Origin of the sequence: Aeromonas sp. V90_14 (assembly GCF_029967615.1) — a bacterium.
In the GTDB taxonomy this organism is placed as follows: Bacteria; Pseudomonadota; Gammaproteobacteria; order Enterobacterales; family Aeromonadaceae; genus Aeromonas; species Aeromonas hydrophila.
Genome location: NZ_JASCAS010000049.1, coordinates 47,725 through 60,209 on the forward strand (window position 1 = coordinate 47,725; position 12,485 = coordinate 60,209).

General features: G+C 64.0%; 12 protein-coding genes. 4 read left to right on the forward strand and 8 right to left on the reverse strand.

Annotated features, from left to right (window positions below; genetic code table 11):
* Window positions 1–86: 86 nt before the first annotated feature.
* Both QLG02_RS21480 and QLG02_RS21485 read right to left on the reverse strand, forming a co-directional pair.
* Window positions 87–464: a VOC family protein gene (locus tag QLG02_RS21480; RefSeq protein ID WP_282466067.1), complete on the reverse strand. Its 378-nt coding sequence runs from the start codon at window positions 462–464 to the stop codon at window positions 87–89.
* Window positions 465–530: 66 nt separating this feature from the next.
* Window positions 531–1,235: a YafY family protein gene (locus QLG02_RS21485; protein WP_282466068.1), complete on the reverse strand. Its 705-nt coding sequence runs from the start codon at window positions 1,233–1,235 to the stop codon at window positions 531–533.
* A 234-nt stretch (window positions 1,236–1,469) separates the two neighbouring features.
* On the opposite strand from QLG02_RS21485, the gene QLG02_RS21490 reads away from it, so the two are divergent.
* Window positions 1,470–1,883 carry an Hsp20 family protein gene (locus QLG02_RS21490; protein WP_010635612.1) on the forward strand — a complete coding sequence of 138 codons (414 nt, stop codon included), beginning with the start codon at window positions 1,470–1,472 and terminating at the stop codon, window positions 1,881–1,883.
* 92 nt (window positions 1,884–1,975) lie between these two features.
* The gene (locus QLG02_RS21495) at window positions 1,976–2,413 is read left to right on the forward strand and encodes an Hsp20 family protein (RefSeq protein ID WP_016348873.1); all 438 of its coding nucleotides are present in this window, start codon (window positions 1,976–1,978) and stop codon (window positions 2,411–2,413) included.
* A gap of 72 nt (window positions 2,414–2,485) precedes the next feature.
* Here the strand turns inward: QLG02_RS21495 and QLG02_RS21500 are convergent, their stop codons facing one another.
* Window positions 2,486–3,736 carry a valine--pyruvate transaminase gene (locus tag QLG02_RS21500; protein WP_282466069.1) on the reverse strand — a complete coding sequence of 417 codons (1,251 nt, stop codon included), beginning with the start codon at window positions 3,734–3,736 and terminating at the stop codon, window positions 2,486–2,488.
* A gap of 283 nt (window positions 3,737–4,019) precedes the next feature.
* Between QLG02_RS21500 and QLG02_RS21505 the strand changes: the two genes are divergently transcribed.
* Window positions 4,020–4,253: a hypothetical protein gene (locus QLG02_RS21505; protein WP_282466070.1), complete on the forward strand. Its 234-nt coding sequence runs from the start codon at window positions 4,020–4,022 to the stop codon at window positions 4,251–4,253.
* Here the strand turns inward: QLG02_RS21505 and QLG02_RS21510 are convergent.
* The gene (locus tag QLG02_RS21510; RefSeq protein ID WP_282466071.1) at window positions 4,183–5,007 is read right to left on the reverse strand and encodes a helix-turn-helix transcriptional regulator; all 825 of its coding nucleotides are present in this window, start codon (window positions 5,005–5,007) and stop codon (window positions 4,183–4,185) included. The genes QLG02_RS21505 and QLG02_RS21510 overlap by 71 nt on opposite strands.
* A 92-nt stretch (window positions 5,008–5,099) precedes the next feature.
* On the opposite strand from QLG02_RS21510, the gene QLG02_RS21515 reads away from it, so the two are divergent.
* A complete protein-coding gene (locus QLG02_RS21515) occupies window positions 5,100–6,227 on the forward strand; it encodes a multidrug effflux MFS transporter (protein WP_282466072.1) in 1,128 nt (375 codons plus the stop codon).
* Between the two features lie 96 nt (window positions 6,228–6,323).
* On the opposite strand, the gene QLG02_RS21520 is transcribed toward QLG02_RS21515, so the two are convergent.
* The 4 genes from QLG02_RS21520 to kdpB all read right to left on the reverse strand — a co-directional run bounded on the left by QLG02_RS21520 (window position 6,324) and on the right by kdpB (window position 12,473).
* Entirely contained in the window at window positions 6,324–7,007 is a 684-nt protein-coding gene (locus tag QLG02_RS21520) for a response regulator (protein WP_011704058.1), read from the reverse strand.
* Between the two features lie 30 nt (window positions 7,008–7,037).
* Window positions 7,038–9,626 (reverse strand): sensor histidine kinase KdpD, encoded by a 2,589-nt coding sequence (locus QLG02_RS21525; protein WP_282466073.1) that lies wholly within the window; start codon window positions 9,624–9,626, stop codon window positions 7,038–7,040.
* 103 nt (window positions 9,627–9,729) lie between these two features.
* Complete coding sequence (locus QLG02_RS21530; RefSeq protein WP_039214110.1) at window positions 9,730–10,257, reverse strand: potassium-transporting ATPase subunit C; 528 nt, start codon at window positions 10,255–10,257, stop codon at window positions 9,730–9,732.
* Between the two features lie 158 nt (window positions 10,258–10,415).
* A complete protein-coding gene (gene kdpB, locus QLG02_RS21535) occupies window positions 10,416–12,473 on the reverse strand; it encodes a potassium-transporting ATPase subunit KdpB (RefSeq protein WP_139393447.1) in 2,058 nt (685 codons plus the stop codon).
* Window positions 12,474–12,485 lie beyond the last annotated feature (12 nt).

Here is a 12,485-nt window from a genome sequence, read left to right on the forward strand (position 1 = left end):
GCTCCCTGTTGAGCGGCTTTTTGTTTTTCTGGCGAAGGAGGTGGCACGTTCCACGTGAAACATGGCTCCGTCTTGATAGTGCCGGCTCAGCCCAGTTCGGGGGCCGGGCAGTAGAGGCGCAGACGATGGCCATCCGGATCGAGGGCCATGCAGGTGTAACCAAACTCCATCCGGGTCGGTGCCTGGAGCAGGGTGAGCCCGCGCGCCAGCCACTCGGCAGACTGTCTATCGACCGCGGCATCATCGGGGAGGGCAAAGGCCAGCTCCATGGCCCCGGCCGTTTGGGTCACGGCGGGCTCGACCGTGGCGCTGGACCAGAGTGCCAGTCTGGCGCCCGATTCGAATGCGAACATGGCAAAGGTGGGGGACTGCTCCACCGGTGGGCGTCCGAACAGCTCGCGATAGAAGAGCGCGCTGCGAGCCGGGTTGGCAACATAGAGGATGGTGAACTGGGGGACTAACATGGTGATGCTCCTTGCTGATGAGATGGCGCATCGGCGCCGACCCCGTCAGCATGGCGCTGCCTGCTGTCAGTTTCTGTCAGCAATGAATCTGGGCTGTGGGATCTGCTGGCTGTCACGCCACTCCTTGAGCAGCCGCTCCCGACTGCCAGGATAAGGTTCCGCCTCCAGCCGCATCGCGCTGATCCTGTCCACCCGAAAGTGACGAAAGCCCTGGCGCAGCTCGCACCAGGCCACCAGTACCCGCACCTGGTCGAAGTAGCCGAGGGCAAAGGGCCAGACGGTGCGCTCCGAACTCTCCTCCTTGAGGTCTCGATAGCTCAGGCTCACCTTGCGCTGCTGGCGGATGGCGCTGCGCAGCGGAGCCTCATCCACGGGGCTGTCACCGCGAGAGGTACCGATCAGCAGGGCATTGGCATGCAGCTGTTGGCGGTAGTCGGCGGGCAGCACGGCCTCTATCTTGGCCAGCGCGCTGCTGGCGGCGGTACTGAGGGCATGGTCGGCATGGGCCGCCACCCAGCGTGAGCCCAGCACCAGCGCATCCAGCTCCTCTTCGCTGAACATCAGCGGCGGCAACATGAAGCCGGGGCGCAGCACATAGCCGATGCCCGCTTCCCCCTCGATGTGGGCGCCCTGTGCCTGCAGGGTGGCGATATCCCGATAGAGGGTGCGCAGGCTGATGCCAAGCTGGCTGGCCAGCTCGCTGCCGGTGATGGCGTAGCGGTGGCCGCGCAGCAGTTGCAGCAGGGCCAGCAGGCGTTCGGAACGGGACATGATATGGCTCCTCAAGATCTCCGCTCAGGGTGCCATGTTGTGACTGGGGGAGAAAGCTGAATGTGGAAAAGGCCTGCCACGGGCGGCGAGAAGATTTTTCGAGCAGAGCCCTTGAAAGCCGAAAGCGGGCCCCTATATAGATAACAAGGCCGGAACGCTCGACAGAGGTTTCGACCAGGCGCCCGTCCATCAGGAGGGCAAACAATCAGTTATCGCTCAAAAGAGGATAATACTATGCGTTCTATCGACTTTTCTCCGCTCTATCGTTCTGCCATCGGTTTCGATCGTCTGGCCAATCTCATCGAATCTGCGGCCAGCAATGGCAATGCCGGTTATCCCCCCTACAACATCGAGCAGCTGGGTGACAGCGACTACCGCATCAGCATGGCGGTGGCGGGCTTTACCCAGGAAGAGCTGGAGCTGAGCTTCCAGGAAAATCTGCTGACGGTGAAGGGCAACAAGCAGGCCGATACCGAGCGCAACTACCTCTACCAAGGCATAGCCGAACGCGGTTTCGAGCGTCGCTTCCAGCTGGCTGACTATGTGCGGGTGAAGGGGGCCGATCTGAAAAATGGTCTGCTGCACATCGACCTGGTGCGCGAAGTGCCCGAGGCGATGAAGCCCCGCAAGATCGAGATCAACGGCTGATAGCCTGACCTCATTGAATTGTTGACGTTTCCCGGGTGCCGATGACGGGCCCGTGGAGAAGTGAAACCTGTTGCTTATAGAAGGATAGGATTATGCGTAACCTCGATTTTTCTCATCTCTATTCCAACGCCGTCGGCTTCGAGCGGATGGCCCGTGAGCTGGAAGGCCTGTTCGAGCAGAAGACCGCCGCTTACCCGCCGTACAACATCGAAAAGCGCGATCACGACGGCTATCGCATCACGGTTGCCGTTGCTGGCTTCGAGCGTGAAGAGCTGGAGCTGGAAACTGAAAACGGCACCCTCAAGGTGAAGGGGCGCAAAGCCGCCGCCGATGAACGCCAGTTCCTCCATCAGGGGATCGCCGAGCGCGACTTCGAGCTCGCCTTCAAGCTGAGCCAGCATGTGGAAGTGCAGGGCGCCAAGCTGGAGCATGGGCTGCTGACCATCGATCTGGCGCGTGAGCTGCCGGAGGCGCTCAAGCCCCGTGCCATCCCGATCGGCAAGCCCGAGCAGCTGGCACTGCCCGGTTAAGCCAACCGGAGCGCAATAAACAAGAGAGGCCTGCATGTGCAGGCCTCTCTGTTTTTGTATCGCCGAACTGGCTTAGCCGGCGTAGAGGGCGTTGATCTCGTCGGCCAGGATGGCGATGCCGCGCCGTACCAGCTCCTCGCTCTGGGAGTAGTTGAGGCGGATGCACTCCTGGCTGTGGCGCCACTCGGGGTCGTCGATGCCGGGGAAGAAGTAGTGACCCGGCACTATCAGCAGGTTCTTCGCCTTCAATCGCTCGTACAGCTCCTGGCAGTGGATCGGCAGGCCTTCGAACCAGAGCCAGAGGAAGAGGGCGCCTTCCGGCTTGTGGATGTGGAAGCGCGGATCGGGGATCGCTTCGCGCAGCAGTTGCACCGCCAGCTCCGCCTTCTGCCGATAGAAGGGTTTCACCACCTGTTCGCTGAGGGCGATGATCTCGCCGCTCTCGATCATCGGAATGGTGATGGCGGGGCCCAGACTGCCCGGTGCCAGATTGATGATGCCGCTCAGGTTGGTGATGGCCTGAATGATCTTCTCGTCGGCGATGACGATGCCGCAGCGGGTGCCCGGCAGGCCGAGCTTGGAGAGGCTCATGCAGAGGATGGTATTGGCGTTCCAGAACGGCTTGGCTTCGCTGAAGATGATGCCTGGGAAGGGGACGCCGTAGGCGTTGTCGATCAGCAGCGGAATGCCCTTGTCGCGGGCAATCTGATCGAGGTGCTCGATCTCTTCGTCGGTCAGCACGTTGCCGGTGGGGTTGGTCGGGCGGGAGACGCAGATCACCCCGATATCGTCACCCACCTGCAGGCTCTCGAAATCCACGTGGTATTTGAACTGGCCACCGGGCAGCTTCTCGATGGTGGGCTTGTAGGCCACGAAGTAGTCGTCGGCCAGCGCCGAGTCGGCATAGCCGATGTATTCGGGGGCGAGCGGGAACAGCACCTTCTTCTTGCGGCCATCGGCAAATTCACCCGCCAGCAGGTTGAACAGATAGAAGAAGGCGTTCTGGCTGCCGTTGGTCAGGGCGATGTTGCGGGCAGAGATGTCCCAGCCCAGCTCCTTGCTGAGCAGGGCCGCCAGCGCCTTGGTGAACCTGTCCTTGCCCTGGGGGCCATCGTAGTTGGCCATCGCCTTCACCAGCTCGCCGTTGTCGAGCAGGCTCTTGGCCTCGGCCTGAAAGCGTTCCAGCATGGCGGGGATGGGGGCCGGGTTGCCGCCACCCAGCATGATGGCGTCCGGATTGGTCAGCCCCTGATTAAGGTCATCCATGAGTTGGGTAATACCGGCATGGCGAGTGAACTTCTCGCCGAACAAGGAAAATTCCATTCGGTGACAGATCCAGAGTCAGTTACGGGGGAGCTAGCACCATAGCTCAGTTTAAAAGCGGGTGTCGATCAAAAAAATGGGACGTTCCACGTGGAACAGCAGACAAAAATTAAGCGTGGTGAAAATGACCACTTGTTGGTTCAATCCTGACTACAGGATGTTTTCCAACTGGCGCCATGTATCATCTAAAAACAATTAATTTAAACAAAATCATGTCGTTATAGATGTGGCACAACAATTGGAATAGCTATCTGGTCATCTCAACCACACCGGAGCACACCAGATGAAAATCCTGATCGCAACCTTGATTGCCAGCAGCCTGAGCCTGAACGTCATGGCCGACGAGAACCCCAGACCCGAGCTGGACAGCGCCAAGCTGGCGCAGGAGATAGCTGCCCAGCAGCAGCAGGCCTCCCATGCGGTGGTAGAGGAGGCGATCCACAACCTCAAGCCGCTGGCACTGGAGACCCTGGTGGTGGAGGCGAGCTCGGCCGATGCGACTCACCCCGAGAGTTGAGATAGCGCAGCGGGGTCTGCCCCGTGTGTTGTCTGAAGAAGCTGATGAAGGCGCTATCACTGGCGAATTCCAGCGTTGCCGCCACCCGGCTGATGGGTTCGGCCTCGGCCAGCAGCTCCATGGCGCGCAACAGTCGCCACTGCTGGCGCCAGGCCTGGTAGCTCATGCCGGTCTCTCGCATGAAGATACGACCTATGGTCTTGTCACTGGCACCCACCCGTTCGGCCAGCCGGTTGAGCCGATCGGGCAGGGTGTCGCCCCGCTTCACTTCCTGCAGCCAGCCGGCCAGACGTGGGTCTGACGGCAGCGGCAACTGCCAGGATTCCCGTGGCGCTTGCGCCAGCTCCTCCTGCAACAGCGCCAGCGTGCAATGCTGCTCCGCTACCGGTTTGTCCCACGGCCAGATCGCCATCCGCTCGATGATCTCCCGCAGCAGCGGGTTGACCGCCAGCACCGCCATCTCGGTCGGCAAGCCGGGCTCCGGCTGGAAGTAGAGGGAGCGATACGCCACCACCCCGCGCATCAGCACCCGATGGGGCAGGCCTGCCGGCAACCAGGCCGCCCGTGTCGGCGGCAGCAGGCAGACCAGATCGTCCAGCTCTATGGTCATGCAGCCGGCCTGGGCGAACAGCAGCTGATGGCGCCTGTGCTGATGGCGACCGGAGTCGTGCCAGCCGAGGGCGGAGGCAATCCCGATGGCGCTGCCGTCGTGCTGATCCGGGTCAAAAGGGTGATCGGGAAGAATAAAGGCCATGTGTCCGATTATTGATGTTTATAGTCCTGCTTATTGTAATCGGACAATCGGCATCACTCTAGAATGACGGCCTCTTGTGAAGGAGGTTTGTCATGAACAACAAGTTGCCACCGCTTTGGCTGGTGGTCGGATTGATGATGTTTCCGCAGATAGTGGAGACCATCTACAGCCCAGTGCTGACCCATATCGCCAGCCAGTTTCGGGTGAGCGAGGGGCAGGCATCCCAGACCCTGTCGGTCTATTTTCTGGCGTTTGCGGCGGGCGTGGTCTGCTGGGGCCGACTGTGCGATCTGGTCGGGCGGCGTCCCGTCATGCTGGCGGGGCTGATGACCTATGGCGCCGGCACTCTGCTGGCTTTGCTGGCCACCGAATTTGAAAGCCTGTTGCTGGCCCGGGTCATCGCGGCCTTCGGCGCCGCCGTAGGCTCCGTGGTGACCCAGACCATGCTGCGCGACAGCTATCAGGGCAGCGATCTGGCGCGGGTCTTTTCGGTGATGGGCATCGCGCTCTCCCTCAGCCCGGTGCTGGGGCTGGTGAGCGGCGGCCAGCTGGCGAGCGGGTTCGGCTATCTCGGGGTATTCAGCGCCCTGCTGGCGTTGGCCGCCGGATTGCTGCTGGTCACTTGCTGGCAACTGCCGGAAACCCGGCCGGCCATCACCCAGCGGGTGGCACTCTGGCCGCTGGCACAACGGATGGTGCGTGATGCAGCCTTGTGGCGCAGCGCGGCTCTGGTGGCGCTGTTCAACACCATGCTGTTTGGCTACTACAGCCTGGCTCCCTTCCTGTTTGCCGGGCTGGGGTTGAGTGCGGGCGAGTTCGGTTACTCCGGCATCTTGCTGGCGCTGGCGACCCTGGGGGGCAGCCTGCTCAACAAGCGCCTGCTGGGGCGTGGCTGGTCGCCTGCCTCGCTGATCCGGCTCGCCGCCGCGTTTGCGCTGGGGGCCGGCTGGCTGGTGTGGGCCAGTCAGACTTCGCTCTGGTTCCTGCTGCCCATGATGGGGGTGGTGGTGGCGTTCGGGCTGGCGATCCCCAATGTGCTGAGCCAGGCGCTGCTGGCCTATCGGGAGGTGGCAGGCAGTGCCGGTGCCCTGTTCGGGCTCGGTTACTACCTGTTGCTCAGTCTGGGGTTGGCGGTTGCCGCCTGCTTGCAGGATCTTGGTCTGCTGCTTGGCAGTTGCGGTCTGCTGGCACTGTGCTGCGGTTGGCGTCGTTCCACGTGAAACATCAGCTGCCGATAAAGCGGTAGCCGATGCTGGACTCAGTTTCGATCAGCGTAGATTGCTGGGAATGTTGCCGCCCAGCTTCTTGCCGCAATATCAGCTGCCGATAAAACGGTAGCCGATACCGGATTCGGTCTCGATCAGCGTGGGTTGCTGGGGGTTATCTCCCAGCTTCTTGCGCAGGCTGGCGATGACGATGCGCAGGTAGTGGGTGTCCTCCTTGTGGCTCGGCCCCCAGATGTCGTTTAGCAACTGGGTCTGCAGCACCAGCTTGCCGGGGTGGCACACCAGCGCCTGCAGCAGGGCGAACTCCTTGCGGGAGAGGGGCACCTCTTCCTCTCCCAGGGTGACCCTGTGGCTGCTGCTGTCCAGGGTCAGCCCGCACTGGGGGAAGTGGCGCTGCTCGCCGCTGCTGACCCCGGCCCGTTGGCGCAGCAGCACCCGGATGCGAGCCATCATTTCGCCGATGCCGAACGGCTTGCTCATGTAGTCGTTGGCACCCGCATCCAGCAGTCGCACCTTCTCCTGTTCCGAATCCCGCGCCGACAGCACCAGTACCGGGTGCTGATGGTGTTCGCGAATGGCCTGCAACACCTGAATGCCGTCTCCGTCCGGCAGGCCGAGGTCCAGGATCACCAGATCGGGATTGAGGTGGCGATACTGCGCCAACCCCTCGTTGACGCCGACCGCCTCGCTCACCTGATGCCCCTCGGCGATCAGGCTGATCCGCAAAAAACGGCGGATGGCCGCCTCGTCGTCGATGACCAGTATGTGAGCCATTCAGCCTCCAGCTGGATAGAGTAAAAATGTTCAGGCCGCGGCTGCATTGAGCGCCAGCGGCAGGGAGATGCGCATGCAGGTACCGTTGCCGTTAGGGCCGGAAAATGCCCAGATGCGGCCGCCGTGGGCCTCTATCATAGCGCGGGAAATGGCGAGGCCAAGCCCGGTGCCGCGGCTGCCGCAGTCGCCGACCGGCTGGGTGTAGAACAGATTGAAGATCTTGTCCCGATCCGACTCGGCGATGCCGACCCCGATATCGATGATGTCGAGGATGAGATCGGGGTCCGCCAGCATTACCTTGAACTCGATGGGGGTGCCGGCCGGCGAGTAGCGGGAGGCGTTGTCGAGGATGTTGACCAGCACCTGCTCGATCAGGGCGCCGTGCACATAGAGGCGGGGGATCTGCTGATCGAAGTGCACCAGCAGCTTGTGCTGGCGCCAGGAGGAGTCGAGCCGGCGGCGTGCGTTCTCCACCAGATCCGCCAGGTCGACCCAGTCCCGTTTCAGCTGGAAATCCGGCGAGCCGATGCGGGTCATGTCCAGCAGGTTCTGCACATAGCTGTGCAGGCGGCGCGCCTCGTCCTGCACCGAGTGCAGCAGCTCGCTGCGATCTTCGCTGCTGATCCGGTCACCATATTCCAGCAGAGTGCTGCCGGCCCCCATGATGGTGGCCAGCGGCGTCTTCAGATCGTGGGAGACCGAGGAGAGCAGGGCGGCGCGCATCCGGTCGGTCTCCGCCTGCAGCTGGCTGTCGGCCAGCCGCTCGTTGAGATCGATCCGGGCCAGTGCGGCGCGGATATCGGTGAGCAGGGCCTGCAGCTGATGCTCGGCCGAGGAGGCGAGCGGATTGGCCAGCACTATCCCCAGCACCAGTTCATCGCTGAGGTGGTGGTACTGAGCTTCGGCCGCGTTGAGGGTGGCGGTGTGGGCGCCGGCGCTCTGCTTCTGGGCCAGACACCAGTCGATGGCTGCCTTGTCGGTCTGCCCCGGCTTGTGTTCGGTCGATCCTGCCCTGTGCTGATAGTGCTGATCGAGGGCGAACACCGGCTGGCCCAGCGCCAGCGAGATGGCCTGGGATCCCTGTCTGAGCACCTCTTCCGGGCTGCTGGCGGTGGCCAGCCCCTGGCTCAGCGACAGCAGGGCATTGCCCAGTTGCTGGGTCTCGCGCAGGCCGATCAGCTGTTGGCGCTGACGGGAGGCGAGCCGCCCGGCCGTGATGCCGACGATCAGCAGCACGAACAGGGTGAGCAGATCGCTGTGGCTGGCCACGCTCAAAGAGAAGTAGGGGGCGGTGAACAGCAGATTGTGGCCGACGAAGCCCAGCACGGCGGCCAGGATGGCGGGCATCAGGCTGGTGGTGAGCGCGGTGGCCAGCACCCCCAGCACGAACAGCATGGGCAGGGAGGCGGGCGGCAGCCAGTGGGAGAGGCCCCAGACGGCGGCCGAGGTGATCCCCATGATGGCCACCGCCAGCAGGCTCTGGCGAATGTCCTTGGGGTGGAGCGGCTGCAAGCCCAGGCTGGGCTTGCGCTTCTCGGTATCCACCAGCGTGATCTCGAGTCCTTGCGCCTGCTTGAGCAGGTGCTGCACCAGCGAGCGACGCCAGGGGGCCTTGTGGGGTTTGCCCAGCAGCAGTTGCGACACCTGCTGCTGCTCGGCGGTCTCCAGCAGGGTGTCGGCCACCGCCGGACTGGAGAGGGTCAGCACCTTGGCCCCCAGCTGGGAAGCGAGCGCCAGCGCCTGCTCCAGCTCGACCGAGCGCTGCCCCTTGCTGTCGATGTGCACCACCAGCCAGGGCAGCTGGCGGCGCTGGGCGAAGCGGTGACCGTAGCGCACCAGGGCGGCGCCGTGCTGATCGCCGAGGCAGACCATCAGCTTGCCCCGCAGCGGCAGTGTGGTCTTGCCGGCGGCCTGCCACTGCAACTGCAGATCCCCCTCCACGTGGCTGGCGGCGGTCTGCATCGCCAGCTCGCGCAGGGCGGTCAGGTTGTTGAGGGAGAAGAAGGACTGCAGGGCGGCCTTGGCCTGATGAGGCACATAGACCTTGCCCTCCTTGAGGCGGCCGAGCAGCTCCTTGGGGGGGAGGTCTATCAGCACCAGGCTGTCGGCCTCCAGCAGCACCTGATCCGGCAGGGTCTCCTTGACCCTGACCCCGGTCAGCTGCCACACCAGATCGTTGAGGCTCTCCAGGTGCTGCACGTTGAGGGTGGTGTAGACGTCGATGCCGGCGCCGAGCAGCTCCTCCACATCCTGCCAGCGCTTCTCGTGGCGACTGCCGGGGGCGTTGCTGTGGGCCAGTTCGTCCACCACGGCGATGGCGGGCTTGCGGGCCAGCAGGCCGTCCAGATCCATCTCCTCCAGCCGCTGCTGGCGGTGCAGGTGCAGCTTGCGCGGCTGGATGGCGAGCTTGTCGAGCAGGGCCAGGGTCTCCTGGCGGCCGTGGGTCTCCACCACCCCGATCAGGATGTCGACTCCCTCCTTGGCCTGCTCCCGCACCGCCTGCAGCATGGCGTAGGTCTTGCCGACGCCGGGTGCGGCACCGAGAAATACCTTCAGCTTGCCCCTGTGCTCCTGTTCCAGGCTCGCCAGCAGGGCGTCAGCCCTCACCTCATCACGCATCCCCGCGCTCCCGTTGCATCGGCCGAACCGCGGCCGTGACCTCATTGCTCATGCTTGTCCCCGTTGTCGAAAGGGAGCCTGTCCCGAACGGCAAGGAGCGCCCTCAGGCGCCCTTTTGATGATCGAGTTGCAGGTTCAACTGGAGAATGTTGACCACCTGCGGGCCAAGGATACCAGCTTGTGCCGCCGACTTGACCTGCTCCGTCAGCTGAACGGGATCCAGCCCGCGTTGCCCGGCGACCCGCTCTACCTGAGCCAGCGCTGCAGCGAGTGGCAGATGGGGATCGAGGCCGGAAGCGGAGCGGGTCAGCAGGGCGGGGTCCCTGGCTTCCGGCTGCGCCCTGGCCGCCGCGGCGGCAAACTCGGCCCGCAGCGGCGAGCTCATCCCCAGGTTGCTGGCACCTCCGCCTATGGTGGCGAAGTCGCTGGCGGAGGGGCGGGAGTGGAAGTAGTCGGCCCGCTCGAACTTCTGTGCCAGCAGGGCGCTGCCGACCACCTGCTGTTTGGCGTTGGTGAGCAGGCTGCCGTTGGCCTGCCAGGGGAAGAGCAGCTGGGCCAGCCCGGTGACGGCCAGCGGATACGCCACCCCCAGCAGCAGGGTCAGGGTCAGCAGGGTTCTGATTGCTATCATGATTTTCTTGCTCCAAATACGTTGGTTGGATGCGGGTCTGCCCCGCATCCGGTAATGCCGTTACACCAGCCCCAGGCCGGTGACGACCAGGTCGATCAGCTTGATACCGATGTATGGGGGTACGATCTGGCCGTGGATACCATCGTGCAGTGCTCTCATCACACCAACCCCAGACCGGTGATGACCAGGTCGATCAGCTTGATACCTATGAAAGGCACTATCAGGCCGCCGACGCCGTAGATCAGCAGGTTGCGGCGCAGCAGGCTGGCGGCCGAGCCCTGCAGGCTGACCCCGCGCAGGGCCAGCGGCACCAGCGCGACGATGATCAGGGCATTGAAGATGATGGCCGACAGGATGGCGCTTTCCGGGCTGCCCAGTTGCATCAGGTTCAGCACCCCCAGCTGCGGATAGGCGGCGATGAACAGGGCCGGCAGGATGGCGAAGTACTTGGCCACGTCGTTGGCGATGGAGAAGGTGGTCAGGGCGCCACGGGTCACCAGCAGCTGCTTGCCCACCAGCACCACGTCCAGCAGCTTGGTGGGGTTGGAGTCGAGATCCACCAGGTTGCCCGCCTCCTTGGCGGCCTGGGTCCCCTCGTTCATGGCCAGGCCCACGTCGGCCTGGGCCAGCGCCGGGGCGTCGTTGGCACCGTCCCCGCACATGGCGACCAGCCGGCCGTCGGCCTGCTCCTGACGGATGTAGGCCAGCTTCTTCTCCGGCGTCGCCTCGGCGATGAAGTCATCCACCCCGGCCTCGGCGGCGATGGCGGCGGCGGTCAGCGGGTTGTCACCGGTGATCATCACGGTGCGGATCCCCATGTGGCGCAAGATCTGGAAGCGGGCCTTGATGCCCGGCTTGATGATGTCCTTGAGGAACACCACCCCCAGCAGCTTCTCGTGGGTGCAGACCAGCAGCGGGGTGCCGCCCTGGCGGGCGATGTTGTCCACCGATTTGAGGATGAGCTCCGGCACCGCCTTGCGATCGAGCGAGAGGTAGCGCAGCACCGCGTCCACCGCCCCCTTGCGATAGTGATGGCCGTTGCGATCCAGCCCGCTCAGCCGGGTCTCGGCGCTGAAGGGGATGAGGATGTCGCTCTCTAGCTGGCTCGGTCTGGTGTGGCTCTTGCCCGCCAGGGTCAGGATGGATTTGCCCTCGGGAGTGTTGTCACCGAGCGAGGCCAGCATGGCGGCCTGGGCCAGCAGGGAGGGGTCCACGCCGGGGGCAGGGATCAGCTCGTCTGCCATCCGGTTGCCGAAGGTGATGGTGCCAGTCTTGTCCAGCAGCAGGGTGCGCACGTCGCCGGCGGCTTCCACCGCCCGGCCCGATTTGGCGATCACGTTGAGCTTCACCAGCCGGTCCATGCCGGCGATGCCGATGGCGGAGAGCAGACCGCCGATGGTGGTCGGGATCAGGGTGATGAACAGCGCCAGCAGATAGAGCCGGGGCACCTGGGTGCCGTTGTAGTCGAGGAACCAGGGCAGGGTGGCCACCACCAGCAGGAAGATCAGGGTCAGCCCCACCAGCAGGGCGTCCAGCGCCATCTCGTTGGGGGTCTTCTGTCGCTTGGCCCCTTCCACCAGCGCAATCATCCGATCCAGCGTGCTTTCGCCCGGGTTGTTGCTGATGTGCACCCAGATCTGGTCGGAGACGACGGTGGTGTTGCCGGTCACGCCGCTGCGGTCGGTGCCCGACTCGCGGATGACGGGGGCGGATTCGCCGGTGATGGCCGCCTCGTTGACCGAGGCGATGCCGGCGACCACTTCGCCGTCGGCCGGGATCATCTCGCCGCTGCGCACCAGCACCAGATCGCCCTTGAGCAGGCTGGTGGCCGGCACCCATTCGCCCTTGTCATCCTGCGGACTGGTGACCCGACGCGCCTTGAGCTGGCTCATGCCGGCCTTCAGGCTGTCGGCCCGCGCCTTGCCGCGCCCCTCGGCCAGGGTTTCGGCGAAGTTGGCAAACCAGAGGGTGAGCCAGAGCCAGGCGGTCAGCTGCCAGGCCAGCGAAGGAACGACGCCGGAGAGCGGTTGCCCCAGCAGCGACTCCAGGGTCGCCATCACGGCCGCCAGCCAGAGGGTGAACAGGATGGGGCTGCCGAACAGCGCCCTGGGGTTGAAGCGATAGAGGGCTTCCACCATGGCCTGCAGGATCTGTGATTTCTGTTTCTTGCCCTTCACCTGAATGGTGTCGGTGCTCATTGAAGCGGACTTGCTCATTGGAAAGCTCCC

Bases quoted from the DNA above. Each gene is read 5' to 3' on its own strand.
- QLG02_RS21480 (WP_282466067.1), bottom strand. From the start codon at position 464: ATGTTAGTCCCCCAGTTCACCATCCTCTATGTTGCCAACCCGGCTCGC.
- QLG02_RS21485 (WP_282466068.1), bottom strand. From the start codon at position 1,235: ATGTCCCGTTCCGAACGCCTGCTGGCCCTGCTGCAACTGCTGCGCGGC.
- QLG02_RS21490 (WP_010635612.1), top strand. From the start codon at position 1,470: ATGCGTTCTATCGACTTTTCTCCGCTCTATCGTTCTGCCATCGGTTTC.
- QLG02_RS21495 (WP_016348873.1), top strand. From the start codon at position 1,976: ATGCGTAACCTCGATTTTTCTCATCTCTATTCCAACGCCGTCGGCTTC.
- QLG02_RS21500 (WP_282466069.1), bottom strand. From the start codon at position 3,736: ATGGAATTTTCCTTGTTCGGCGAGAAGTTCACTCGCCATGCCGGTATT.
- QLG02_RS21505 (WP_282466070.1), top strand. From the start codon at position 4,020: ATGAAAATCCTGATCGCAACCTTGATTGCCAGCAGCCTGAGCCTGAAC.
- QLG02_RS21510 (WP_282466071.1), bottom strand. From the start codon at position 5,007: ATGGCCTTTATTCTTCCCGATCACCCTTTTGACCCGGATCAGCACGAC.
- QLG02_RS21515 (WP_282466072.1), top strand. From the start codon at position 5,100: ATGAACAACAAGTTGCCACCGCTTTGGCTGGTGGTCGGATTGATGATG.
- QLG02_RS21520 (WP_011704058.1), bottom strand. From the start codon at position 7,007: ATGGCTCACATACTGGTCATCGACGACGAGGCGGCCATCCGCCGTTTT.
- QLG02_RS21525 (WP_282466073.1), bottom strand. From the start codon at position 9,626: ATGCGTGATGAGGTGAGGGCTGACGCCCTGCTGGCGAGCCTGGAACAG.
- QLG02_RS21530 (WP_039214110.1), bottom strand. From the start codon at position 10,257: ATGATAGCAATCAGAACCCTGCTGACCCTGACCCTGCTGCTGGGGGTG.
- kdpB (WP_139393447.1), bottom strand. From the start codon at position 12,473: ATGAGCAAGTCCGCTTCAATGAGCACCGACACCATTCAGGTGAAGGGC.